At 58.4% G+C, this 21,115-nt stretch carries 29 protein-coding genes; 16 read left to right on the forward strand and 13 right to left on the reverse strand.

Annotated features, from left to right (window positions below; all coding sequences use genetic code 11):
- Positions 1–59: 59 nt before the first annotated feature.
- Complete coding sequence (locus tag KO536_RS08750) at positions 60–560, reverse strand: phosphate-starvation-inducible PsiE family protein (protein ID WP_133076326.1); 501 nt, start codon at positions 558–560, stop codon at positions 60–62.
- A 256-nt stretch (positions 561–816) separates the two neighbouring features.
- Here KO536_RS08750 and KO536_RS08755 point away from each other — a divergent pair, with 256 nt between their 5' ends.
- The 3 genes from KO536_RS08755 (at position 817) to KO536_RS08765 (ending at position 2,160) form a co-directional block, all read left to right on the forward strand.
- Entirely contained in the window at positions 817–1,074 is a 258-nt protein-coding gene (locus tag KO536_RS08755; protein ID WP_019410845.1) for a YebG family protein, read from the forward strand.
- A gap of 78 nt (positions 1,075–1,152) precedes the next feature.
- Positions 1,153–1,728, forward strand: a complete 576-nt coding sequence (locus KO536_RS08760; RefSeq protein WP_133076327.1) for an NAD(P)H-dependent oxidoreductase — start codon at positions 1,153–1,155, stop codon at positions 1,726–1,728.
- Between the two features lie 39 nt (positions 1,729–1,767).
- Positions 1,768–2,160, forward strand: a complete 393-nt coding sequence (locus tag KO536_RS08765; RefSeq protein ID WP_133076328.1) for a MerR family transcriptional regulator — start codon at positions 1,768–1,770, stop codon at positions 2,158–2,160.
- Here the strand turns inward: KO536_RS08765 and KO536_RS08770 are convergent.
- From KO536_RS08770 to hmgA, 4 genes are all read right to left on the reverse strand, one after another.
- Positions 2,136–3,161: a Glu/Leu/Phe/Val dehydrogenase dimerization domain-containing protein gene (locus tag KO536_RS08770; protein ID WP_133076466.1), complete on the reverse strand. Its 1,026-nt coding sequence runs from the start codon at positions 3,159–3,161 to the stop codon at positions 2,136–2,138. The genes KO536_RS08765 and KO536_RS08770 overlap by 25 nt on opposite strands.
- A gap of 218 nt (positions 3,162–3,379) precedes the next feature.
- A complete protein-coding gene (gene maiA / locus KO536_RS08775) occupies positions 3,380–4,018 on the reverse strand; it encodes a maleylacetoacetate isomerase (protein ID WP_219261671.1) in 639 nt (212 codons plus the stop codon).
- Positions 4,019–4,030: 12 nt separating this feature from the next.
- Positions 4,031–5,335 (reverse strand): fumarylacetoacetase, encoded by a 1,305-nt coding sequence (fahA, locus tag KO536_RS08780; protein ID WP_133076330.1) that lies wholly within the window; start codon positions 5,333–5,335, stop codon positions 4,031–4,033.
- Positions 5,336–5,338: 3 nt separating this feature from the next.
- Positions 5,339–6,643, reverse strand: a complete 1,305-nt coding sequence (gene hmgA, locus KO536_RS08785) for a homogentisate 1,2-dioxygenase (protein ID WP_133076331.1) — start codon at positions 6,641–6,643, stop codon at positions 5,339–5,341.
- 164 nt (positions 6,644–6,807) lie between these two features.
- Here hmgA and KO536_RS08790 point away from each other — a divergent pair, with 164 nt between their 5' ends.
- Complete coding sequence (locus tag KO536_RS08790) at positions 6,808–7,602, forward strand: IclR family transcriptional regulator (RefSeq protein WP_219261672.1); 795 nt, start codon at positions 6,808–6,810, stop codon at positions 7,600–7,602.
- A gap of 12 nt (positions 7,603–7,614) precedes the next feature.
- Here the strand turns inward: KO536_RS08790 and KO536_RS08795 are convergent, their stop codons facing one another.
- The 3 genes from KO536_RS08795 to KO536_RS08805 form a co-directional block, all read right to left on the reverse strand.
- A complete protein-coding gene (locus KO536_RS08795) occupies positions 7,615–7,989 on the reverse strand; it encodes a hypothetical protein (RefSeq protein WP_133076333.1) in 375 nt (124 codons plus the stop codon).
- A gap of 410 nt (positions 7,990–8,399) precedes the next feature.
- Positions 8,400–9,086 (reverse strand): LrgB family protein, encoded by a 687-nt coding sequence (locus tag KO536_RS08800; RefSeq protein ID WP_133076334.1) that lies wholly within the window; start codon positions 9,084–9,086, stop codon positions 8,400–8,402.
- On the reverse strand, positions 9,076–9,462 hold the full coding sequence (locus tag KO536_RS08805) for a CidA/LrgA family protein (RefSeq protein WP_133076335.1): 387 nt from the start codon (positions 9,460–9,462) through the stop codon (positions 9,076–9,078). The genes KO536_RS08800 and KO536_RS08805 overlap by 11 nt, the downstream gene beginning before the upstream one ends.
- A gap of 99 nt (positions 9,463–9,561) precedes the next feature.
- Between KO536_RS08805 and KO536_RS08810 the strand changes: the two genes are divergently transcribed.
- A complete protein-coding gene (locus KO536_RS08810; protein WP_133076336.1) occupies positions 9,562–10,458 on the forward strand; it encodes a LysR family transcriptional regulator in 897 nt (298 codons plus the stop codon).
- Here KO536_RS08810 and KO536_RS08815 read toward each other — a convergent pair.
- Positions 10,439–10,894: a flavodoxin gene (locus KO536_RS08815; protein WP_133076337.1), complete on the reverse strand. Its 456-nt coding sequence runs from the start codon at positions 10,892–10,894 to the stop codon at positions 10,439–10,441. The two genes, KO536_RS08810 and KO536_RS08815, sit on opposite strands and share 20 nt — an antisense overlap.
- Before the next feature lie 110 nt (positions 10,895–11,004).
- On the opposite strand from KO536_RS08815, the gene KO536_RS08820 reads away from it, so the two are divergent.
- Positions 11,005–11,472, forward strand: a complete 468-nt coding sequence (locus KO536_RS08820) for a PAS domain-containing protein (RefSeq protein ID WP_133076338.1) — start codon at positions 11,005–11,007, stop codon at positions 11,470–11,472.
- Between the two features lie 58 nt (positions 11,473–11,530).
- Positions 11,531–12,136: a hypothetical protein gene (locus KO536_RS08825; protein ID WP_133076339.1), complete on the forward strand. Its 606-nt coding sequence runs from the start codon at positions 11,531–11,533 to the stop codon at positions 12,134–12,136.
- Positions 12,137–12,142: 6 nt separating this feature from the next.
- Here KO536_RS08825 and KO536_RS08830 read toward each other — a convergent pair whose 3' ends face one another.
- Complete coding sequence (locus KO536_RS08830) at positions 12,143–13,075, reverse strand: MerR family transcriptional regulator (protein ID WP_133076340.1); 933 nt, start codon at positions 13,073–13,075, stop codon at positions 12,143–12,145.
- A 261-nt stretch (positions 13,076–13,336) separates the two neighbouring features.
- Here KO536_RS08830 and KO536_RS08835 point away from each other — a divergent pair, with 261 nt between their 5' ends.
- The 6 genes from KO536_RS08835 (at position 13,337) to KO536_RS08860 (ending at position 16,322) form a co-directional block, all read left to right on the forward strand.
- Positions 13,337–13,906, forward strand: a complete 570-nt coding sequence (locus KO536_RS08835) for an antibiotic biosynthesis monooxygenase (RefSeq protein WP_219261673.1) — start codon at positions 13,337–13,339, stop codon at positions 13,904–13,906.
- Between the two features lie 88 nt (positions 13,907–13,994).
- On the forward strand, positions 13,995–14,705 hold the full coding sequence (gene folM / locus KO536_RS08840; protein WP_133076342.1) for a dihydromonapterin reductase: 711 nt from the start codon (positions 13,995–13,997) through the stop codon (positions 14,703–14,705).
- Positions 14,706–14,729: 24 nt separating this feature from the next.
- On the forward strand, positions 14,730–15,290 hold the full coding sequence (gene folE, locus KO536_RS08845; RefSeq protein WP_133076343.1) for a GTP cyclohydrolase I FolE: 561 nt from the start codon (positions 14,730–14,732) through the stop codon (positions 15,288–15,290).
- Positions 15,290–15,676 carry a dihydroneopterin triphosphate 2'-epimerase gene (gene folX, locus KO536_RS08850; RefSeq protein WP_133076344.1) on the forward strand — a complete coding sequence of 129 codons (387 nt, stop codon included), beginning with the start codon at positions 15,290–15,292 and terminating at the stop codon, positions 15,674–15,676. The genes folE and folX overlap by 1 nt, the downstream gene beginning before the upstream one ends.
- Before the next feature lie 14 nt (positions 15,677–15,690).
- Positions 15,691–15,984 carry a DUF1244 domain-containing protein gene (locus tag KO536_RS08855; protein ID WP_133076345.1) on the forward strand — a complete coding sequence of 98 codons (294 nt, stop codon included), beginning with the start codon at positions 15,691–15,693 and terminating at the stop codon, positions 15,982–15,984.
- Positions 15,981–16,322, forward strand: a complete 342-nt coding sequence (locus KO536_RS08860; protein WP_219261674.1) for a HopJ type III effector protein — start codon at positions 15,981–15,983, stop codon at positions 16,320–16,322. Before KO536_RS08855 ends, KO536_RS08860 begins: the two co-directional genes overlap by 4 nt.
- Before the next feature lie 70 nt (positions 16,323–16,392).
- Here KO536_RS08860 and trxB read toward each other — a convergent pair whose 3' ends face one another.
- Entirely contained in the window at positions 16,393–17,355 is a 963-nt protein-coding gene (gene trxB / locus KO536_RS08865; RefSeq protein ID WP_133076347.1) for a thioredoxin-disulfide reductase, read from the reverse strand.
- A 310-nt stretch (positions 17,356–17,665) separates the two neighbouring features.
- On the opposite strand from trxB, the gene cysZ reads away from it, so the two are divergent.
- Positions 17,666–18,415 (forward strand): sulfate transporter CysZ, encoded by a 750-nt coding sequence (cysZ, locus tag KO536_RS08870; protein WP_133076348.1) that lies wholly within the window; start codon positions 17,666–17,668, stop codon positions 18,413–18,415.
- Positions 18,416–18,479: 64 nt separating this feature from the next.
- Positions 18,480–19,670: a glycosyltransferase family 1 protein gene (locus KO536_RS08875; protein WP_257622856.1), complete on the forward strand. Its 1,191-nt coding sequence runs from the start codon at positions 18,480–18,482 to the stop codon at positions 19,668–19,670.
- Here the strand turns inward: KO536_RS08875 and KO536_RS08880 are convergent.
- Both KO536_RS08880 and KO536_RS08885 read right to left on the reverse strand, forming a co-directional pair.
- Complete coding sequence (locus KO536_RS08880) at positions 19,667–20,149, reverse strand: glutathione peroxidase (protein ID WP_133076350.1); 483 nt, start codon at positions 20,147–20,149, stop codon at positions 19,667–19,669. The two genes, KO536_RS08875 and KO536_RS08880, sit on opposite strands and share 4 nt — an antisense overlap.
- Before the next feature lie 133 nt (positions 20,150–20,282).
- Positions 20,283–20,768, reverse strand: coding sequence for a peptidylprolyl isomerase (locus tag KO536_RS08885; protein WP_019824979.1), 486 nt, complete (start codon positions 20,766–20,768; stop codon positions 20,283–20,285).
- Here KO536_RS08885 and KO536_RS08890 point away from each other — a divergent pair.
- A complete protein-coding gene (locus KO536_RS08890) occupies positions 20,737–21,075 on the forward strand; it encodes a DUF3565 domain-containing protein (protein WP_133076351.1) in 339 nt (112 codons plus the stop codon). The genes KO536_RS08885 and KO536_RS08890 overlap by 32 nt on opposite strands.
- The last annotated feature ends 40 nt before the right edge of the window (positions 21,076–21,115 follow it).

The following is a 21,115-nucleotide window of genomic DNA, read 5'->3' on the forward strand; positions in this document are numbered from 1 at the left end:
GGACGCATAAAAAAGGGCGGGCTTACTTCGGTAAGCCCGCCCTTTTTCATGAAGAGCCCTTACAACTCGCCCTTCTCCACTTCCGGATGCTCACTGGAGCCGGTACCGGTCTTGCGATGGGGATTCTCGATCTTCACCGACGGGAACTGCGAAGACGCATAGCGCACCACCAGGATGGCAAACGCCAGCAACAGGATTGCCCCGGTCAGGTACACCACGCCCATGTCCGGCGGGTTGTGGTGTGACACGTTGGAAATCAGCAAGCGGGTCAGCGCCGTAATTGCCACGTAAATCAGGAAGCGCACGGGCATGTGGTTGGTTTTAAAATAAATGCCTACCATGGCGCCCAGTTCCAGGTAGATGAACAGCAGCAGGATGTCATCAATCGAGATGTTGCCTTTCTCCACCATCCCCAGAAATTCCATCACCGCCGCCCAGGCAGTGACCGCTCCAATGGCAAACAACGCCAGGTAATGGAAGGTTTCGACGAACAGATTGCCCATCGATTCGGCCAGTTCATGAACCTGGCGACGTAGCTTCTCAGCTTTGTTAACTCTCACGATGCAGCTCCTTGAATCGACTCGAACGGATCATCCGCGATGCACATGACGCTTTTTACATGCAGAAAAAAGGCCAGCGACCCCTGGTGAGATGATGGCGGGCGGCTATTAGACACGTCAGGCTACCGTTGCACCTACCAATTGCAGCTAGAGTGAAAAAGCCGCTATTCAAATCCAGGTGATTGGACTATCCTTTTAGCTGTATATAAATACAGTAATCGCAAGATAATTTACGTGAAGGCATATGAGGTGGTAAATGGCCGTCGAAGTGGTATACCGCAGCAGCCGAGATCTGGAGCGTTTGTTCATGGATAAAGCCGAAGCTGACCGTCATGACAAAATGCTGGAACTGGCAGAATTGCTGGCCGAAGTGTTACAAAAAGCTGTGCCGTCCCTGAGCGAGCAACAAGTCGAGGAAGCCGGTATTTACATGGCGAAAAATCGCGATGTGTTTGCCAAGGCCTTCAAGAGCCAGCCGGACGCCCTGTCCGAGTTGCTGGTCGACAGCGAGTAATCGCACCCAGTCCTCGCTTGACTCTCCCCTATGGGGCAGCCCCTAACCTCGAAGGCCCCCTTTCAGGTTGGCGTCACGATGAGCAAGCGAGTACTGGTGATCCTGGGTCACCCCGGCACCGACAGTTTCTGTGGTGCACTGGCAGACAGCTATGTTGAGGCTGCCAGGAGTGCCAACCATGATGTTCGCGTCATGCAATTGGGCACCCTGCACTTCGATCCGGTACTCCATGAGGGTTACAGGCAGATCCAGGCACTGGAGCCTGATTTGCTCAACGCTCAGGCAGACATCCTCTGGGCTGAGCATCTGGTCCTGGTCTACCCGATCTGGTGGGGTGGAATCCCCGCATTAATGAAAGGTTTTTTCGACCGGATCCTGCTACCCGGCTTTGCCTTTCAGTACCGCAAGGGCAAGGCATTCCCCGACAAGCTCCTGAAAGGTCGCAGTGCCCACCTGCTGGTGACGATGGACACGCCCCCCTGGTACTACAAATGGGTTTACCGCATGCCGGGGCTGCATCAAATACGCAAAACCACCCTCGCGTTTTGTGGCATAAAGCCCCTCGCCACCCTGACGTTCGGCCCGCTTCTGGACGCCACGCACGCACAAAAAAACACATGGCTGCAGCAAGCCCGCACGCTCGCGATCCGCTGAGCATCAGCCTTGCGGGCGACCATTGAAAAAGGACTTTTCATGTACATCGGCAAAGCCGCCCAGCTGTCGGGCACCACCGTCAAAAGCATTCGCCATTACGAAGACATCGGCCTGTTGCCACCACCGCAACGCCGGGGGGCTTATCGCGTCTACTGCGAGCAGAGCGTTGAGCTGTTGATGTTTATCAAGTGCGCGCAGCAATTGGGTTTCAAACTCAAGGAGATGCAGGCCATTCTCGATGAGCACCGTGGCCAGACACTGCCCTGGGAAGTCGTCAGCAACGCAATTGCCCGCAAAAAACACGCTGTGGCAAGCCAGATCGAGGCATTGCAGCAGGTGCATGCGGGGCTGGTTGAGTTTGAGTCACGCTTTGCCATGGGAGGCCTGGAGCTGGATTTGGCCTGCGTTCAATCCTTGGGGTACAGCAATTGATGCGCCAGCTCATCCGAAACCCGTGCCGGTGAGCGCTTTTCAGCCTGGGCATGGGCGTAGATGCCGGTCAATCGCCGGCTGATACGCAATAACTGCTCATTGATGGCCTCGGGCGTTGCGCCTTCATGGGTCAGCGCCATATAGATCAAGCCGCCAGAATTAATGACGTAATCGGGCGCGTACAAAATGCCACGCCGCTCGAGCTGATCTGCCACTTGCAGGTTGGTCAGCTGGTTATTCGCACATCCGGCCACAGCCGAGCAGCGCAGTTGCGCCACACTGTGCCAGTTCAGCACGCCACCCAGACCACACGGCGCCAGAATATCGCACGGGGTACTAAGCAAGGCTTCGCACGCGATGGGATGCGCTCCGAGTTGCTCCATGGCCAGGCGCACTTTAACCGGATCGGTATCGCAGACCAGCAACTCGGCTCCCGCAGCATGCAGTTGCTCGGCCAGCGCATACCCCACCTTGCCCAACCCTTGTACCGCTACCCGCAAACCTTCGAGATTGTCGCTGCCCAAGCGCGACGAGGCGGTGCTGCGAATACCGGCAAACACACCCATTGCCGTATGGGGCGAAGGATCGCCTGCAGCGCTGGTACTGGTGACGTGTCGGGTATGTTGGGCAATGCAATCCATATCGGCGGTAGAGGTGCCGCTGTCGATGGCGGTGATGTAGCGCCCGTCCAGTTGCTCCACGCAGCGGCCAAACGCTTCAAACAGCTGCGCACGGCTTTCGACATGGGCCGCACGAATGACGACTGCCTGCCCACCCCCAACGGCAAGACCGGCCAGAGCCGCCTTGTAGCTCATGTCTTGAGCCAGATGAATGGCATCGTTCACAGCACTTTCGTCGTTGGGATACGCCAGATAACGGCAGCCACCCAATGCTGGACCCAAATGAGTGTTATGAATCGCAATCACGGCCTTGAGGCCTGTAACGGGGTCCACACTAAGGTGCAGCGACTCCATCTGAGCGCTTTGCATGAGAGCAAACATCATCAGGCCCTCGAACGATTATGGGTAATCGCCAGTATAGGCGGCGCCAGAAAAATCGTTGAAGTGCGCAGGAATAAGCCTGTGCGGTTTTCGGGGTTTCGGACATATCCCGGCGGGATTGGATTCTGTGGGAGCGGGCTTGCTCGCGATACTGACAACGAGGTTATCCAGCAAGACCGCGTTGATTCGATCGCGAGCAAGCCCGCCCCACAGTGAGTTCAGGCAGGTGTATCGGGCTGATTGGCTGGATGCGCCTGGATAAACGCCAGGTGTTGCTCAGCCAGCGCTGCCACACGGGCAATGCGCGGGTACGCCGCCATTGGCACGCCAAAACGATGCGCGGCGTACAACTGCGGGATCAGGTACACATCCGCCAACCCTGGCTGCGACCCGAAGCAATATCCGCTGTCACCGATCAATTGCTCAATGGCTCCCAGCCCTTGGGTGATCCAGTGACTGATCCACTGCACCACTTGCTCTTCGCTCTGCCCCAATTGACGCAGTTGATTGAGCACGCTGACGTTGTGCAACGGGTGAATATCGCAGGCCACCAGGGCCGCCACCGCCCGCTCGTGAGCGCGGACGGTAAGGTCCGGGGACAGCAGCGCTACCTGCGGGTAACGCTCTTCAAGATATTCAATGATCGCCGGCGACTGGGTCAGGACGCTGCCCTCATCGGTGCGCAAGGCCGGCACGCGGCCTTGCGGGTTGATCGCCAGATATGCCGCCTGGCGGTGTTCACCGCCAGGCGGCGAAATCAGGTTGACCGGCACTGCCTGATAATCCAGTCCCTTGAGCGCCAGCGCGATCCGCACCCGGTAAGAAGACGTGGAGCGGTAATAGGTAAAGAGTTCCATGACCCGCTCCTTTTAACGCGCTGCGACAACCTTGCCCCGGCACTCGCCGAAACCAATGGAGGCATGACCTTCACGGGTGCAGCGGGCACGCAGGATGATTTCATCACCGTCCTCCAAAAATTTGCGCACCTCTCCCGAAGCCAGCTCGATCGGGAGTTTGCCGCCTTCGGTGATTTCCAGCAGGCTGCCCAGCTGCGAGCGGTCAGGGCCCGACAAAGTCCCCGAACCGAACAGGTCGCCTGACTGCAATTGGCACCCATTGACGCTGTGGTGAGCCACCAGCTGCGCAGCGGTCCAGTACATGTTCAGGCTATTGCTCAACCCCAGGCGATGGGCGGGCAGATTTTGCTGGCGCATCGACTCGGTCAACAACAGCACTTCAAGTTCAATATCCAGGGCGCCACCGGCCTGGTCCTTGGGATCAAGCAGATACGGCAACGGCTGCGGATCACCTTCAGGACGGGCCGGTTGCGCACGGCGGAACGGCTCCAGCGCTTCAGCCGTTACCACCCACGGCGAGATGCTGGTGATAAAGCTCTTGGACAGAAACGGGCCCAGCGGCTGGTATTCCCAGGCCTGGATATCCCGGGCCGACCAGTCGTTGAGCAAGCAAAAACCGGCAATGTGCTTGCCTGCTTCGCTGACAGGGATCGCGTCCCCCATCTCATTGCCCTGGCCAATCCAGATCCCCAGCTCCAGCTCATAGTCCAGGCGCGCGCATGGACCAAAGGTCGGTTCAGTCTGACCCGCTGGCAAGGTTTGCCCTTTTGGACGGCGTACGTCGGCACCCGACGCACGAATGGTAGAGGCGCGGCCGTGATAGCCAATCGGCACATACTTATAGTTGGGCAGCAGCGGATTGTCGGGACGAAACAGTTTGCCGACGTTTTTTGCGTGCTCGATACCGACATAAAAGTCGGTGTAGTCACCGATTCTGGCAGGCAGATGCAGCTGGCAATCCGCCGCCAACGGCAGCAGCTTTGCGCCTTGGGCTTCGATTTTCCCACGCAGGGTGCTGCCTTCAACCAGCAGTTCAAGCAGGCGCTCGCGCAGGGCAACCCGGGCGCTGCGGCCCAACTCAAAATAGGCATTCAAGGCCCCGCCCAACGAGGCTTCTACTGCAGCCTTCGCCTGGTCTTCGAACAGACCCGCCGCCAGTCCGGCTTCAAGGTCAAAAATGGAATCGCCAATGGCAACCCCGCTGCGCGCAGCAGATCCATCAATACTGAAAATGCCCATCGGCAGGTTTTGCAGCGGGAAGTCGCTGTGACCGTTGGCGGAGGCAATCCAGCTACGGGGGAAGGTGGACTGGGTCATGGGTTATCTCCGATTCGGGGTGAAGGTTGCGGGCAAGGAGGCCCAGCAAGCGTCGTAGTTCGATTGCAGTTGCGGGCACTCAAGCGCAAACCGGCTGGGACGCAACACCTGGCTGGTCTCAAACATGAAAGCCATGGTGTTGTCGATCTTGCCCGGTTGCAGCTCAGCCGCAATCGCTTTGGTACAGGTTTCGCCGTCCGGGCCGTGGGCGCTCATGCAGCTGTGCAGAGAGGCGCCTCCCGGCAAGAAGCCTTCGGCCTTGGCATCGTAGCTGCCCTGGATCAGGCCCATGAATTCGTTCATCAGGTTGCGGTGGAACCACGGTGGCCTGAAGGTGTTTTCAGCCACCATCCAGCGCGGCGGAAAAATCACGAAGTCCAGATTGGCCAGGCCAGGCACGCTGGTCGGCGAAGTCAGAACGGTAAAAATGGACGGATCGGGATGGTCGAAGCTGACCGTGCCAATGGTATTGAAGCGGCGCAAGTCGTATTTGTAGGGCACGTTATTGCCATGCCACGCGACCACATTCAGCGGCGAGTGATCCAGCTCGCAGCCCCACAGTTCGCCGAGAAACTTTTGCACCAGCGTCGTGCTGCCCTGGCCGTCTTCGTAATGGGCGACCGGCGCCAGGAAGTCGCGGGGGTTGGCCAGACCATTGCTGCCAATCGGCCCCAGGTCCGGAAGACGCAACGGCGCGCCATGGTTTTCGGCGACATAACCACGGGCCTGCGGGTCGAGTAACTCAACGCGAAACTTTAGTCCACGGGGGATGACCGCAATCTCCAAAGGCTCCAGGTCCAGACGCCCCAGCTCCGTGCAGATACGCAAGCGACCCTGCTCAGGCACCAGCAGCAACTCGCCGTCAGCATTGAAAAACACACGCTGCATCGAGGTATTGGCACGGTAATGGTAAATGCTGATGCCCGAGGGCTTTTCCGCCCCGCTATTGGCCACCATGCCCACCAGGCCATCGATAAAGTCAGTGGCCTCGGCAGGGATCGGCAGCGGATTCCATCGCAAGCGATTAGGCGTCACCGGGCCCAGTGGGCCGCCGACCAATTGCCGCTCCAGTTTAACGAACGCAGGATGATTGGCGGACGGCTGGATGCGGTACATCCAGGTCCGCCGCGACTCGCTGCGGACCATGGTGAATGCAGTGCCGGACAACAATTCGGCGTACAGGCCGTACGGGGCTTTTTGCGGAGAGTTCTGACCGACCGGCAAGGCGCCGGGAAGTGCTTCGCTGCTGAATTCATTGCCAAACCCGGATTGATAGCCAAGGACTGGCGAAGACGCGTCGAGGTTCATGGAGCCTCCAGAGTGGAGAAGACAGTGGACTGCGCATTGCTGTGAGACAACCTGCGCGTCGCTGCGTTATTTTTATCGTAATTCAATTACGCATAACGTAATTTGATTGGTATTAAGCGTCAAGCTATAAAGACGCCCATTCGTCCCGAGATATAAGCATCACCATGGAAAAGCCCCGTAGCAGCAATGACAGTGCCGGCAAACAAAAAGTGCGTTCGGCCGAGGTCGGCACAGACATCCTCAAGGCCCTGGCCGAGCTGTCACCCTCGACCTCGCTGTCGCGCCTGGCCGAACACGTGCAGATGCCCGCCAGCAAGGTACATCGCTATCTACAGGCGCTTATTTCCAGCGGGTTTGCCGAGCAGAATATCGCCACCAACCATTACGGCCTGGGGCGTGAGGCGTTACGAGTGGGCCTGGCCGCGCTCAACAGCATGGATGTGCTAAAGGTCGCCGCCCTGCCCCTGGCCGAGTTGCGTGATGACTTGAACGAAACCTGCTTTCTGGCCGTGTGGGGCAATCAGGGGGCCACGGTGGTGCATATCGAACCGGCGGTGCGGGCAATCACGGTGGTCACTCAGCTAGGCTCGGTTTTACCGCTGCTGAGTTCATCAACGGGGCTGGTGTTCAACGCCTTTTTGCCGGACCGCGAAACCGCCGATTTGCGCGAACTGGAATTAAAAACCGATCTGGTTCACCCGCTGGAAAAACCCGAGGCCTATACCCGGCTTTGTGAGCACATCCGTCAGCGTGGCTTGCACTTTGTGCATGGCTTGCTGATGCCCGGTGTTGATGCACTGTCGGCCCCGGTATTCGATGCTACCGGCAAGGTTGCCGGCGTACTGACCGTGGTTGGCCCCACATCACTGTTCCACGCCGATGAAAACGGGCCGGCAGCCAAGCGTTTGCTGGCTGCCAGCCAGGCCATCAGTTGGCGAATGGGCTATCAGCCGGGCTGACGATCAGCGGTGTCAAATCATCCATTTGTATTTGGCTTCATCGAGCAGGTCTCTCATCAGTTGTTCGATGTCCTCGATGGCAAACTGATGCATTCGGTGGCTGTCCTGGAACGTCCAGGGTTTAGAGAACACGCCTGTTTCCCAGTCGTTGTGCAACTGGACCGTGCCCCACTCCAGCGTGTCCATGCCAAGACCCTGCAGGTCCTGGCTGTAGGTCAATGTCAGGTCAACGATGTTGTTGACCGTGTTGATGTAAATGCTTTCGCAATCTATTGCATGGTGCAGCAACTGCTCATTCAGAAACGAGCGTACCCGCTCGAGTACGTCCGGGCTCGGCTTGAGGGTGAAGCTTGCAGCATCGAACACGCGCTTATCCATATCGCTCATGATGAACCTCCTGTCATTGCTCCCGGCCTGTGCAGCCTCGTGCTGCATCAGATCAGCCGGGAGAAATCATGTGAAAGCGCATTCAACACGGCCAATATGCAGGGCATGAAGTACATAGTTATCACGCCCTCATCAGACATATAACCCTCTGAGCTACAGCACTTTTTTGCTCCACCACTGTTGTCGAAGCTGTAAAAGAGATTGTCGTAAAGCGGCCTTACTCCGCAGCGGGCAAGTCCTTATTCTTGTCGAACTTTCCAGCACGGACACACGTCCAACGCATCGAGTCGCATCGACTCTGCACCCGATTTACCCTGACGTTGATTTGTAGCTCCTTGATGAACGTCTTCCTTGGCCGCTGTTTTCAGCGGCCTTTTTTATGCCCGCAGATTGTGTGGCAACGGTACAAACTAGAACACCATCGCCAGCAGCGGCGCGGCGAACAGGTTAAGAATGCCGGTCAACACCATCACCAGCCCTGCCACCGAACCTTCTTCGCTCCCCACTTCCCGGGCGCGGCTCACGCCCGCCCCATGGGCACCGATACCGAACAGCGCACCCCGTGCCAGACTGCTGCGCAGCGGCAACCACTTGAGCAGGATGCCGCCCAGCAATGCGCCAAATACTCCGGTAAACATCACAAACACAGCCGTCAGCTCCGGTACACCACCCAAACCCTGGGCCAGCGGCATGGCAAACGGGGTGGTGATGGAGCGCGGCACCAATGACATGGTGAGCTCAGTATCGAGTGACAGCGCCCTGGCCAGCCAGAATGAACTGCCGATGGACGCTGCGCTGCCTGCCAGCATGCCCAGCAGCAAAGCCACCCAATGCCGGGCCAGCAACCTGCGCTGCTGCCAGATAGGCACAGCGAAGGCGACCGTCACAGGCCCCAACACCAGCATCAGCCAATGGGTGTTGCTGGAGTACTCGGCATAGGCGGTGTGTAACGGGACGGCTACGGCAAGCAGCAAGGCAGGTACCAGAATCAGCGGTGACAGCAGATAGCGGCCGGTGCGCTGATACAACCAGCGGCTAAAACCGTAGGTGGCCAGAGTGAACAACAGCCAGAACATGGGCATCAGTTCAAACTTCATGGCGCACTCTCCAGCGGCATACCGCCTCAACGGTAAACGCCGTCACAACCATCACCAGCAGGGTGCTGACGCCAATCACCAGCAGGATGCGCCAGCCGTCATCACGCATGATCACGCCGTAGTCGAGCAGGCTCATCAGCGCGGGAATAAAAAACAACAGCATTTCAGTCATCAACACGCCGGCCCCCAGTTGCAGGGTCGCAGGCTTGACCCAGCCCAGGGCAAACGCCAGCAGCAACAACGCCATGCCCACAACACCTCCCGGTATTGGCAGGTGCCACCAGGCCGCGAGCTGGCAGCCCAAGAAGTAGAGCGCCAACAACACCGCCAGCTCACTGATCATCCGACCCAAGCGTTTTACATCGAAGCGTTTCATGATCTTTCCATTCCTGACAGGCCATCAGTCTAAAGAGCCTGCTACCATCCCGAAAACGAATTGTCAGACTTATAGCCATTCCAAAACGGAATCACGACGATGGAATTCAAACACCTGCGCACCTTTATTGAAGTCGCACGCCTGGGCGGCTTCACCCAGGCCGCCAGCGGCCTGCATATCAGCCAGTCGGCGGTCAGCAAGCAGGTGGCACAGCTCGAGCACAGCCTTGGCACGCCCCTGTTCGATCGCCTGGGCTCACAGGTCAGGCTGACGGCTGCGGGTACGGTGGTGCTACAGCGAGCCGAGGACATGCTGCGTTTGCACAACGAGTTGCTGAGCGAGCTGGACGATTTGAGCCATCTGACCCGGGGCGAGCTGCGAGTAGGCCTGCCATTGCTGGGCAGCAATACGCTGTTTGCCGGGTTATTTGCCGAATACCGGCGACGTTATCCGAATATTCAGGTGCAGTTGTTGGAAGAAGGCAGCTTGAATATTGAAAAGGCGGTTTTGAGCGGCGAGCTGGAACTGGGCGGTAGCTTGACGCCGAAGAATCCCGCATTTGCTTATCAGCCCTTTTGTGACGAGCCTCTGGACGTTTTGATCCCGGTAGATCACCCGCTGGCAGAAGGCCCCAGCGTGCGCCTTGAACAATTGGCCGATACTCCTTTTTTGCTCTATCAGCGCAGTTTTGTGCTCAACGATCGCGTGCTCAAGGCCTGCCAGCAAGCGGGCTTTACCCCCATTGAAGGCGGACGCAGTGGGCAGGCGGATTTTTTGGTGGCACTGGTGGCCGCAGGCCAGGGCGTGGTGTTGCTGCCCAGCGTGGTTGCCCGCGGGCTGGTGCGCCCCGGCGTGGTGCGGGTAAAGCTGCTGGCACCGGACTATTTGCGCTGGGATATAGCGTTCATCTGGCGCGAAGGCGCGTATTTGTCACGGGCAGCCCAAGCCTGGCTTGAGCTGCTGCGTGAACGCCCGGTTATTGGCTCAGTGCTTTGATCAAGTCTGCAATCCAGGGCTCGGAGTCTTCCTCTGGCGTCACCGTGACACTGGAGTCCAGGCGCAGCATCGGCAGTACTTCGCCCACGCCAAGCTCGGCAAACAGTTCGCGCAGTTGCTCGCCACCGCCACAGAACGTATCGCCGTAGCTCTCGTCACCCAAGGCGATCACGGCACCGGGCAAACCGCGCCAGGCGGCTGGCAGTTGGTCACGAATGGCGCTGTACAACGCCACAAGATTGTCGGGCAGCTCGCCCATGCCCGTGGTCGAGGTCACGGCCAACAAAGCCTCAGGGCCGAACGCCTGGAGATCGGCAAGGGTGGCGCGGGAATTGAGAAACACCTCAAAACCGGCATCAGTGAGCAGTTGCTTGGCATTACGGGCGACTTCTTCAGCAGTGCCGTACACCGAGCCGCAAAGGATGGCGACTTTCATCAATCTGATCCTGTAACTGACTAAAAGGCTGGGATATTAACAGGTGCGACACAGCTCTCGTACCTATGCCTTAAGATGCAGCAATCTGTTCGACTAAAGAGAATTGCACGATGATCAACGCCCGCTTGTTGCAGCGCATGGTAGACGCGTCCCAGGACGGCATTGTGGTGGCCGAACAAGAAGGCGAAGACAACATTCTGATTTATGTTAACGATGCGTTTGAGGCCCTCACCGGCTACAGCCGCGACGACATCCTGTATCAGGACTGCCGTTTTTTGCAGGCTGGCGACCGCGACCAGCGTGGCCTGCAGTTGATCCGCGAAGCCATTGCCAGCGGGCAACCGACTCGCCAGGTGCTGCGCAACTATCGCAAGGACGGCACGCACTTCTGGAATGAGCTGTCGATCACGCCGGTGTTCAACGAGAACGACCAGCTGACCTACTTTATTGGCGTGCAGAAAGATGTCACCCAGCACGTCAAGGCCGAACAGCGTGTCGCGCAGCTCGAAGCCCAGCTGGCTGCTGTCCAGGCCGAGTTGCAGGCACTCAAGGCGACGAGCGGATCAAACAAAACGTAAAAAGAGCGGTCTGATAATCGCAATGACGATTTTTCTGACCTTTTTTTGAGCCCCATCCATGTCTCACGATGCCCTTTTGACTCAGGACGAGCTGGATTTCATCCGAACGATTCACCAAAACCCGCTGCTCAATACGCGGGATGCGTCGTCCAGCCTGACGGTCAACGGGATGTCGCAAATCCGTGATCTGCTGACACGCCTGGCGGCCCATGAACAGGTCACCATCCTGGCGCAATTCGCCAACCAGCAAATGAGCTTTCCACTGCGCCTGGTTGAAGACGAGTTCCATGCCCAGCATCTGCAACTCGGAACGCCAAGCATCTTCGAAGACGGGCCCAAATCCCGCCCCTGGCGCCTCACCCTGGCAGAACCAGTCCCCCTGGAAAACATCAGGGGCAAAGCCGGACACCTGTGGGTCACCGAACTTTCGTTCAAAGGGATGCTGGTTGAAATGCGTCACGACAGCGAGCCACCCCGCCAGTTTGCACAGTGGTTCAGCCCAGGCGGCCATGAGCGAATTGCCCTGCGCGGCACCCTTGAACGTAAAACCGAACTGGGCCTTTACGCCTACCAGCTCAGTCAGCGTAACAAGGGCGAGACTGAACGCCTGCGCCAATACATCTTGCAGCAACACCGCCTGACGCACCCAAGCCTGCACGGCTGATCTCGATCAGCTGCCCAGTGTTGCCTTGAGATCAGCGTCCAATCGCTGATTCATCAACCGGGCCTCACTGCCCAGGCAAGCAATGGATGAACCCGCCAGCGCCTCCTGGGCCACGTTCGAACCGGCCCCGGCCAATGACATCGAGCAATTCAAGGTCTGCGCCAGCCGCATCAGCCGGCGGTGGTGCGCCGTCCCCAGGGCATGACTGGCAAACAGTACGACAGCCTGAGGCTCCAGTTTTTCGCAGACCAGTGACAGCTCTTCCAAGGGTTGGCCGATGGCCAAAACCCGGACTACGCGATCATTACGGGTCAACAGCAAGCCCGTCACCAACAGTTCCAGCTCGCGGCACAGCTCGGGCATCGCCACCACCATCACACACTGCCTGGCATCTGCCGCCTGCAACTGCAGGCGATGCTGCACCCGCCCGCGCAAGAATCCATCCAGCATCAGCCATTCGCTGGTTCGGCCAAACACATCCCGAGCTTTTGACAACTGTTGCCACAGGGGCAGGAAGATCCCCTGAAACACCACTTCGACCGGGTAACTGGAGTAAATCTGACCGTAGAGTCGCTCCAGCTCCGACTCATTGAAGGCCGCGAGCGCGCTGCTTATACGGGTTTGCCATTCGCCATACTCGCTGGCCTCGGGTTGCGGATTGTCAGCGGGCTTCGTGTTTGCGAGCAATTGCGCGACTTTGCTGACAGCAACCCCACGCTCAAGCCAGCCCATGATCAGGCGAATTGACTCAATATCGCTCACTGAATACAGCCGATGCCCACTTTCGGTGCGTTTTGGTTCGATCAAACCATAACGCCGCTCCCACGCACGCAGGGTCACCGGGTTGATGCCGGTGAGCCTGGCCACATCCCTGATCGGGTAGAGACCTTGGCAATCATCAGCCTGTGTAATGGGCTCAACTTCAGTAATCACGGACATTGGGCGGGCAACAGTCAGAAAGGGATGACAGGATTCTACCCCTCAATCCAGACGCTGTGGGAGCGGGCTTGCTCGCGATGCAGGCCGAGCTGCCTGCCAGATAAGCGGCGGTGATGCTATTGCGGGCACGCCCGCCCCACAAACGGCGCCGTGAGCATTCAGGAACAATACTTGCTTGTTTTTCATCACTCAGCCCACCACCCCGGCGCTGTGTTTTGTGCCTGCCCTACCCGGGCAGCATTAGCCTCATGGAGATACACAATGTCTACCTCCCCTGTCACGTTGATGGTTGCGCGCCGTGTCGCCAAAGGTCGCTACCAGGAGTTGATTGCCTGGTTGCATGAAGGCGAACAACTGGCCACGGACTTTTCCGGATACCTGGGTTCCGGCGTACTGGCCCCGCCACCGGGCGACGACGAATTTCAAATCATCTTCCGCTTTGCCGACGAAACCACCTTGCATGCCTGGGAGCACTCGGTATCGCGCAAGGCCTGGTTGCTGCGCGGCAGCGATTTGTTTGCCAACCCGTCGGAGCACCGCGTCAGCGGGATCGACGGCTGGTTTGGCGCTGCCGGACAAAGACCACCACGCTGGAAACAAGCCGTTGCCATCTGGCTGGCGTTCTTCCCCGTATCGCTGCTGTTCAATTTTGTGTGCGCGCCCTTATTGAGCGAGCTGAGCCTGTTGCATCGGGTCCTGGTCAGCACCCTGGCCCTGACGCCGCTGATGGTTTATCTGTTTATTCCACTGTCCACGCACCTGCTGGCCAACTGGCTGCACAGCTCGCCAGGCAAACCCCTGCGCAGCGCAATCGCAACCCAGCGCAACTAAGCTCGGGCTTGGGCTTTACGTCGCGGACGCTGGTATAGTTTTGCCATTGCGCCGCGACTGTTTCCGGCTTACCTGCTCCGAGTCTGTCATGCCCACTTCTTCTGCTCCGATCCTGATCACGGGTGCCGGCCAGCGCATCGGCCTGTACTGCGCGCAGCAATTGCTGGCAGACGGCTACCCGGTGGTTTTTACCTATCGCAGCGAAAAACCCGGGGTGCAAACCCTGCGTGACCTGGGCGCTGTTGCGTTGTTTGCCGACTTCTCCACCGAAGCTGGCATTCTGGATTTTATCCAGCGACTTAAAGAGCACACCGACTGCTTGCGGGCAATTGTGCATAACGCATCGGCCTGGCTGGCAGAAACCCCGCAGACAGAAACCGACGCCTTTACGCACATGTTCAGCGTGCACATGCTCGCGCCTTACCTGATCAACCTGCATTGCAGCGAGCTGCTCAAGCGCTCGACCCCGGCGGATATCGTGCATATCAGCGACGATGTGACCCGCAAGGGCAGCAGCAAGCACATTGCCTATTGCGCCACCAAGGCCGGGCTCGACAGCCTGACCCTGTCATTCGCGGCTAAACTGGCCCCGCAGATCAAAGTCAACGGCATCGCCCCGGCCATGCTGTTGTTCAACCCTGACGACGATGCGGCGTACCGCACCAAAGCGCTGGCCAAGTCTGCGCTGGGCATAGAGCCCGGCGCCGAGGTGATTTACCAGAGCCTGCGTTATCTGCTGGACAACCCCCATGTGACCGGCACTACCCTGACCGTCAATGGCGGCCGGCATCTAAAATAAGCCGCCCCGCGAGGAAGTATTTTCATGAGCGCATCACTGCCCGGGCATTACCGCGAAATCCTCATCGATATCGGTGAAGACCCTGACCGCGAAGGTTTGCTCGACACCCCCAAGCGCGCAGCCAAAGCCATGCAGTACCTGTGTCATGGCTATGAGCAGAGCCTGGAGACCATCGTCAACGGCGCCCTGTTCGCCTCTGACAGCGACGAAATGGTGATCGTGGCCAATATCGAGCTGTACTCACTGTGCGAGCATCACCTGCTGCCGTTTATCGGCAAGGCCCATGTGGCCTACATCCCGACGGGCAAAGTACTGGGGTTGTCGAAAATCGCCCGCATCGTCGACATGTTTGCCCGTCGCCTGCAAATTCAGGAAAACCTCACCCGTGAAATCGCCGACGCCATTGAAAGCGTGACCCAGGCCGCAGGCGTAGCCGTTGTGATTGAAGCTCAGCACATGTGCATGATGATGCGCGGCGTAGAAAAACAGAATTCGACCATGAACACCTCGGTCATGCTTGGCGCGTTTCGCGAGCCGAGCACCCGCATGGAGTTCTTGCAACTGATTGGACGGAGCAAGTCGTAATGCCACAACTTCAGCCAGGAATGGCCCGTATTCGCGTCAAGGACCTGTGCCTGCGCACCTACATCGGTATCAATGAGGAAGAAATCCTCAACAAGCAGGATGTGTTGATCAACCTCACCATCCTCTATGCCGCGCAAGAGGCGGTGCGCGATAACGACATCGACCACGCGCTCAATTACCGCACCATCACCAAGGCCGTGATCCAGCACGTCGAAGAGAACCGCTTCGCCCTGCTTGAGCGCCTGACCCAGGAGTTGCTGGACCTGGTAATGGCCAATGGCGCGGTACTGTATGCCGAAGTCGAAGTCGACAAGCCGCACGCGCTGCGCTTTGCCGAATCGGTCTCGATTACGCTGGCGGCGAGCCGCCAGGCTGCAACTTCATAACCCCGGTGAACCCCATGACTCCTCAAGAACAGCTTGAACTGGAGGCGGCCGCCTTCCGCCGCCTTGTCGCACATCTGGACAGCCGCAAGGACGTGCAAAACATTGACCTGATGAACCTCTCGGGTTTTTGCCGCAACTGCCTGTCCAAGTGGTACAAGGCTGCCGCTGACGAGCGCCAGATCGACATCAGCCTCGATGACGCCCGTGAAGCGGTGTACGGCATGCCGTATGCCGACTGGAAATCCCAATACCAGAAAGAAGCCAGCGCCGAACAAGCCGCGGCGTTTGCCCAAGGAAAAAAGCAATGACTGATGTGAACACCCTGCGCGCCAGCCTCGACAGCGGCGAACACCTCTTCGCCGACACCCTGGCATTTATCGCAGCGCACTACGATTACCAGCCGCAGGCCTTCAATAACGGCGGCGTGGAAAACGCTGCCGGGCAGAATGAAGGTTCGTGCAAGACCCTGGGCCTGGCGCTGCTGGAAGGTTTGAGTGATCAGCAGGCGCTGTTGGCGTTTGGCGAGCATTACCGTTCGGTGCTTGCCACGCCTGAAGGCACAGACCACAGCAATATCCGTGCGCTGATTGCCCACGGCCTGGCAGGTGTCAAACTCGACGCACAGCCGCTGACCCGCAAGGCGTAAGCCAGCCTCTGCCCCACAGGGCAGACACAAAAAAACCGGCCGAAGCCGGTTTTTTTATTGGGGCGGGCTATCAGAACTGAGCGTTCTGCAGGCCGTCCAGGTAGCGCTCGGTATCCAGCGCGGCCATGCAACCGGCGCCAGCCGAGGTGATGGCTTGACGGTAAACGTGATCAGCCACGTCGCCGGCAGCAAACACGCCTTCGACGCTGGTAGCCGTAGCGTTGCCTTCACGGCCGCCCTGCACAACCATGTAGCCGTCTTTAAGCTCCAGCTGGCCTTCGAACAACGAGGTGTTCGGCGTGTGGCCGATGGCGATGAATACGCCGTCCACTTTCAGCTCGTCAAAGCTGCCATCGTTGTTTTTCAGGCGCGCGCCGGTCACACCCATGTTGTCGCCCAACACTTCGTCCAGGGTTGCGTTCAGCTTGAGTTCGATCTTGCCTTCAGCGACACGGGCGTGCAGTTTGTCGATCAGGATCTTCTCGGCGCGGAAGGTTTCGCGACGGTGAACCAGGGTCACTTTGCTGGCGATGTTGGCCAGGTACAGCGCCTCTTCAACGGCAGTGTTACCACCACCGACCACGGCAACCGGCTTGTTGCGATAGAAGAAACCGTCACAGGTTGCACAGGCGGAAACGCCCTTGCCCATGAACGCTTCTTCGGACGGCAGGCCCAGGTAACGGGCGCTGGCGCCGGTCGCAATGATCAGGGCATCACACGTGAACGTGCCGCTGTCACCTTTCAAGGTAAACGGACGGTTTTTCAGATCCACTTCATTGATGTGGTCGAAAATGATTTCAGTCTCAAAGCGCTCGGCGTGCTCACGCATGCGGTCCATCAGGGCCGGACCGGTCAGGCCGTGAACATCACCTGGCCAGTTGTCGACTTCAGTCGTGGTGGTCAATTGACCGCCAGCCTGCATGCCCGTGATCAGCAGTGGTTTGAGGTTGGCGCGGGCCGCGTAGACCGCGGCGCTGTAACCGGCAGGGCCGGAACCCAGAATAATCACACGCGAATGACGTACTTCAGACATGACTCACTCCTATGACCGCCCGCATTGGAACCGGGTCGGAACGCCGTTTACCGGCTGGAATAAAAAGAAACCGTAAACCTGCCCAGGCCAAGCCTGAAAAACGCAGGTCCTGAAAAATATGGGTGAAGCATATAGAGGCCGCAGAGAGTAAGGAAATACGCATTAACAATCCAGCTCATAGCGGGTCTCTATGTAGTCGAATTCGATTTTAGACGGCTTTGTTACAGTTATTGTCGATAGTGCGACAAGGCTTTCGTCCTACAGATAAAGCCGTTAAGGTCGCCCGGTTTTCCACTGCTCGGAGCACTCTATGCCCGCCCCCGTTCTTTCTGGCCCGCAGTACCTGCGTGAAGGCCTGACGTTGGTTCTCAGTCCTGGCCTGCGCTTGTTCGTGCTGCTGCCGTTGCTGATCAATCTGGTGCTGTTCGTCGGGTTGATTTATTTCGCCGGGCATCAGTTCAGCCTCTGGGTCGATACCCTGATGCCGTCACTGCCAAGCTGGCTCAGCTTCCTCAACTACCTGTTGTGGCCGTTGTTTGTCGTGCTGGTGGCGTTGATGGTGTTTTTCACGTTCACCATGCTGGCCAACATCATTGCGGCGCCGTTCAACGGTTTTCTCTCGGAAAAAGTCGAGGCCGTCGTACGCGGGGTCGATAACTCACCGCCCTTCAGCTGGGGCGAACTGGCTGCGATGGTGCCCCGCACCCTGGCCCGGGAAATGCGCAAGCTGGGCTACTTTCTGCCACGGGCCGTTGCGCTGCTGATCCTGTCGTTCATACCGGTGCTCAACCTGATTGCGGCCCCGTTGTGGCTGCTGTTCGGGGTCTGGATGATGGCCATTCAGTACATCGACTACCCCGCTGATAACCACAAGCTGGGCTGGAACGAGATGCTCGCCTGGTTGCGCGAGAAGCGCTGGCAGAGCATGAGCTTCGGCGGCATCGTCTATCTGGTGCTGCTGATCCCGGTGGTCAATGTGCTGATGATGCCCGCTGCTGTCGCTGGCGCCACCCTGTTCTGGGTGCGCGAGCGGGGCGATGAAGCGCTGGCATCTCGCTAACGACTTCATAAATCCATCATCACCGTGACACACGGGCGTCATGACCCCAGAACACACTGGGGTCATGACCACAGCCCTGCACATCGCCCTGATCACCGAAACCTTCGCGCCTGAAATCAATGGTGTCGCCAATACCCTTGGCCAGCTGTGTGATGGCTTGCGTGCGCGCAATCATCGCGTGGAACTGGTACGCCCGCGCCAGGCCGACGATGGCGGCCAGCGCAGCAACGACGAACTGATGCTGTGCCGGGGCTTGCCGCTACCCGGCTACCCCGGCCTGCAGTGGGGCCTGACATCCACCCATCGCCTGACCAAACGCTGGCGCCAACAACCTCCGGATGTGGTCTACATCGCCACAGAGGGACCGTTGGGCCTGTGTGCATTGCGGGTTGCACGTCGCCTGGGCATTACAGCGGTCACGGGGTTTCACACCAACTTCCAGCAGTATTTGCGTCAACACGGCCTGACCCTGTTCACCCGTGCACTGACGCACTACTTGCGCTGGTTCCATAACCGCTCTGCACTGACCCTGGTCCCCAGCACCAGCCAGCGCGTGGAGCTTGCGCGCAGGCATTTTGAACGCCTGGATCTGCTCCCTCGCGGTGTTGACAGCCAGTTGTTCAGCCCGGCAAAACGCCAGGACGCCTTGCGCCAGAGCTGGGGACTCAGGGAAAACGACATTGCGCTGTTACATGTGGGGCGCCTGGCACCGGAAAAAAACCTGGATGCACTCAAGCGCTGTCTTGATGCGCTGCAAGCCCGCTATCCGGCGCGCCGGTTCAAGTTGATCGTGGTGGGTGACGGATCAAAACGTGCGGCCCTGGAAGCCTCATTGCCCGAAGCGATTTTTTGCGGGCAACAGTCAGGACACGCCCTGGCTTGTCACTACGCCTGCGGGGATGTGTTTCTGTTTCCGAGCCTGAGCGAGACATTTGGCAATGTGGTGCTTGAAGCCCAGGCCTCTGGCTTGGGCGTAGTGGCCTATGACGAGGCCGCTGCTGGCCTGCATATCCGCCATGGATACAATGGCGTACTGGCCATGCCGGGGGACGAATACGCCTGGATCGAAGCCGCCTGCTGGCTCCTTGAAGACCCAGAGACCTTACGTACCCTGCGCCTCAATGCCCGACGTCATGCCAGCCGCCAAAGCTGGCCAGGCATTGTCGAGCAGTTCGAAAGCCAGTTGTTGCGAGCTCGACAGGGCTCCATGTGCGAAGCCCCGGAGCCTATTCACGTCGCGGTAAAAAAACCTTAAGCCAGGGATTTTTCAATCGACTGAATCACCGTCGCATCGTCTGGCGCGGTGCGCGGTGAGAATCGCGCCAACACCCGCCCATCTTTGCCGACCAGGAACTTCTCGAAGTTCCAGGTGATTTCCCCCTCAAACTCGGCCCCCTCGCCTGCCAGCAAACGATAGAGCTGATGACGGTCAGGCCCGTTGACCTCAAGCTTGCTGCTCAGAGGAAAACTGACACCGTAGTTGAGGCTGCAAAACGCCTGAATTTGCTCCTCGGTACCCGGCTCTTGCCCGGCGAACTGATTGCATGGCACGCCCAAAACGCTGAAACCCTGGCCCTTGAATTGCTGATACAGGTTTTCCAGCGCTGCGTACTGAGGGGTCAAACCGCACTTGGAGGCCACGTTCACTACCAGCACCACTTTGCCTTTAAAGGTGTCCAGTGGTAGCGGCTTGCCATCCAGCGCGTCTAAGGTAAGTTCGTGAAAAGCACTCATGACGGACTCCAAAATTCCCGTATCCACGTTCAAGCAATCGTCCGACGTACCGATTACCGTAATCTCCCAGGATCAAAAAAGGCGCCCGTAGGCGCCTTCCTGGCTAGTTCACAAGTGAGCGTAGCAGCACTTATCAGTGCTGATGACCGCCTTCACCGTGGACGTGGCCGTGAGCGATTTCTTCTTCGCTTGCATCACGAATTGCAACAACCTTGACCTTGAAGTTCAGACGCTGACCCGCCAGTGGGTGGTTGCCATCAACGGTCACATCGTCGCCGTCCAGATCACGGATGGTCACGATCTGCATTTGGCCGTCCGGCGCCGAAGCGTGGAACTGCATGCCAACTTCCAGCTGGTCAACGCCTTCGAACATGCTGGCGCTCAAGGTGCTTACCAGCTCGGCGGAGTATTCGCCGTAAGCGTCTTCAGGTTCAACGCTAACGTCCAGCTCGTCACCAACAGCCTTACCGATCAGAGCCTTTTCCAGACCCGGAATGATGTTACCTGCACCTTGCAGGTAGACCAGCGGCGCGCCGCCGGCAGAGCTGTCGATGACCTCACCAGCGTCATTGGTCAGGGTATAGTCGATGGAGACAGCCTTATTGGCGGCGATCGTCATGGGGCGAGACCTTTTGCAAAAAAATAATGAGTTCGCAAGTTTAACCAAGCAATCGCCCGAAAGCGAACACAACAAAGACCAACGGATAATTTTGAAAACTTCAACGATCATTGGCTGGCGTCAGGATGAAGAGCAGCACTGGGTTGTCGTGCTCTCCTGTGGCCACACCCAGCACCAGCGTCACCAACCGCCCTGGCAATCAAGACCCTGGGTGCTTGACCCTGAGCAGCGCCAGGCAAAAATAGGCCAGCCCTTTGACTGTGGCTGGTGTGCTCAAGACGCGGATAGCGCTAATCTTGGCAATTGATTCAGGCACAAGCCCGGTTAAAGGGTGTTGCCCTTGCACT

The organism is Pseudomonas sp. NKUCC02_KPG (genome assembly GCF_019345465.1).
Classification (GTDB): Bacteria; Pseudomonadota; Gammaproteobacteria; order Pseudomonadales; family Pseudomonadaceae; genus Aquipseudomonas.

Excerpts from the sequence above, each read along its gene's own strand:
- KO536_RS08855 (WP_133076345.1), top strand. The coding sequence starts at position 15,691 with ATGACTCCTCAAGAACAGCTTGAACTGGAGGCGGCCGCCTTCCGCCGC.
- KO536_RS08810 (WP_133076336.1), top strand. The coding sequence starts at position 9,562 with ATGGAATTCAAACACCTGCGCACCTTTATTGAAGTCGCACGCCTGGGC.
- KO536_RS08820 (WP_133076338.1), top strand. The coding sequence starts at position 11,005 with ATGATCAACGCCCGCTTGTTGCAGCGCATGGTAGACGCGTCCCAGGAC.
- KO536_RS08800 (WP_133076334.1), bottom strand. The coding sequence starts at position 9,086 with ATGAAGTTTGAACTGATGCCCATGTTCTGGCTGTTGTTCACTCTGGCC.
- KO536_RS08825 (WP_133076339.1), top strand. The coding sequence starts at position 11,531 with ATGTCTCACGATGCCCTTTTGACTCAGGACGAGCTGGATTTCATCCGA.
- KO536_RS08860 (WP_219261674.1), top strand. The coding sequence starts at position 15,981 with ATGACTGATGTGAACACCCTGCGCGCCAGCCTCGACAGCGGCGAACAC.
- maiA (WP_219261671.1), bottom strand. The coding sequence starts at position 4,018 with ATGGAACTCTTTACCTATTACCGCTCCACGTCTTCTTACCGGGTGCGG.
- KO536_RS08815 (WP_133076337.1), bottom strand. The coding sequence starts at position 10,894 with ATGAAAGTCGCCATCCTTTGCGGCTCGGTGTACGGCACTGCTGAAGAA.
- KO536_RS08790 (WP_219261672.1), top strand. The coding sequence starts at position 6,808 with ATGGAAAAGCCCCGTAGCAGCAATGACAGTGCCGGCAAACAAAAAGTG.
- KO536_RS08760 (WP_133076327.1), top strand. The coding sequence starts at position 1,153 with ATGAGCAAGCGAGTACTGGTGATCCTGGGTCACCCCGGCACCGACAGT.
- KO536_RS08770 (WP_133076466.1), bottom strand. The coding sequence starts at position 3,161 with ATGTTTGCTCTCATGCAAAGCGCTCAGATGGAGTCGCTGCACCTTAGT.
- KO536_RS08885 (WP_019824979.1), bottom strand. The coding sequence starts at position 20,768 with ATGACGATCGCCGCCAATAAGGCTGTCTCCATCGACTATACCCTGACC.
- fahA (WP_133076330.1), bottom strand. The coding sequence starts at position 5,335 with ATGACCCAGTCCACCTTCCCCCGTAGCTGGATTGCCTCCGCCAACGGT.
- folM (WP_133076342.1), top strand. The coding sequence starts at position 13,995 with ATGCCCACTTCTTCTGCTCCGATCCTGATCACGGGTGCCGGCCAGCGC.
- cysZ (WP_133076348.1), top strand. The coding sequence starts at position 17,666 with ATGCCCGCCCCCGTTCTTTCTGGCCCGCAGTACCTGCGTGAAGGCCTG.
- KO536_RS08795 (WP_133076333.1), bottom strand. The coding sequence starts at position 7,989 with ATGAGCGATATGGATAAGCGCGTGTTCGATGCTGCAAGCTTCACCCTC.
- folX (WP_133076344.1), top strand. The coding sequence starts at position 15,290 with ATGCCACAACTTCAGCCAGGAATGGCCCGTATTCGCGTCAAGGACCTG.
- trxB (WP_133076347.1), bottom strand. The coding sequence starts at position 17,355 with ATGTCTGAAGTACGTCATTCGCGTGTGATTATTCTGGGTTCCGGCCCT.
- folE (WP_133076343.1), top strand. The coding sequence starts at position 14,730 with ATGAGCGCATCACTGCCCGGGCATTACCGCGAAATCCTCATCGATATC.
- KO536_RS08880 (WP_133076350.1), bottom strand. The coding sequence starts at position 20,149 with ATGAGTGCTTTTCACGAACTTACCTTAGACGCGCTGGATGGCAAGCCG.
- KO536_RS08890 (WP_133076351.1), top strand. The coding sequence starts at position 20,737 with ATGGAGACAGCCTTATTGGCGGCGATCGTCATGGGGCGAGACCTTTTG.
- KO536_RS08835 (WP_219261673.1), top strand. The coding sequence starts at position 13,337 with ATGTCTACCTCCCCTGTCACGTTGATGGTTGCGCGCCGTGTCGCCAAA.
- KO536_RS08805 (WP_133076335.1), bottom strand. The coding sequence starts at position 9,462 with ATGAAACGCTTCGATGTAAAACGCTTGGGTCGGATGATCAGTGAGCTG.
- KO536_RS08765 (WP_133076328.1), top strand. The coding sequence starts at position 1,768 with ATGTACATCGGCAAAGCCGCCCAGCTGTCGGGCACCACCGTCAAAAGC.
- KO536_RS08830 (WP_133076340.1), bottom strand. The coding sequence starts at position 13,075 with ATGTCCGTGATTACTGAAGTTGAGCCCATTACACAGGCTGATGATTGC.
- KO536_RS08875 (WP_257622856.1), top strand. The coding sequence starts at position 18,480 with ATGACCACAGCCCTGCACATCGCCCTGATCACCGAAACCTTCGCGCCT.
- hmgA (WP_133076331.1), bottom strand. The coding sequence starts at position 6,643 with ATGAACCTCGACGCGTCTTCGCCAGTCCTTGGCTATCAATCCGGGTTT.
- KO536_RS08755 (WP_019410845.1), top strand. The coding sequence starts at position 817 with ATGGCCGTCGAAGTGGTATACCGCAGCAGCCGAGATCTGGAGCGTTTG.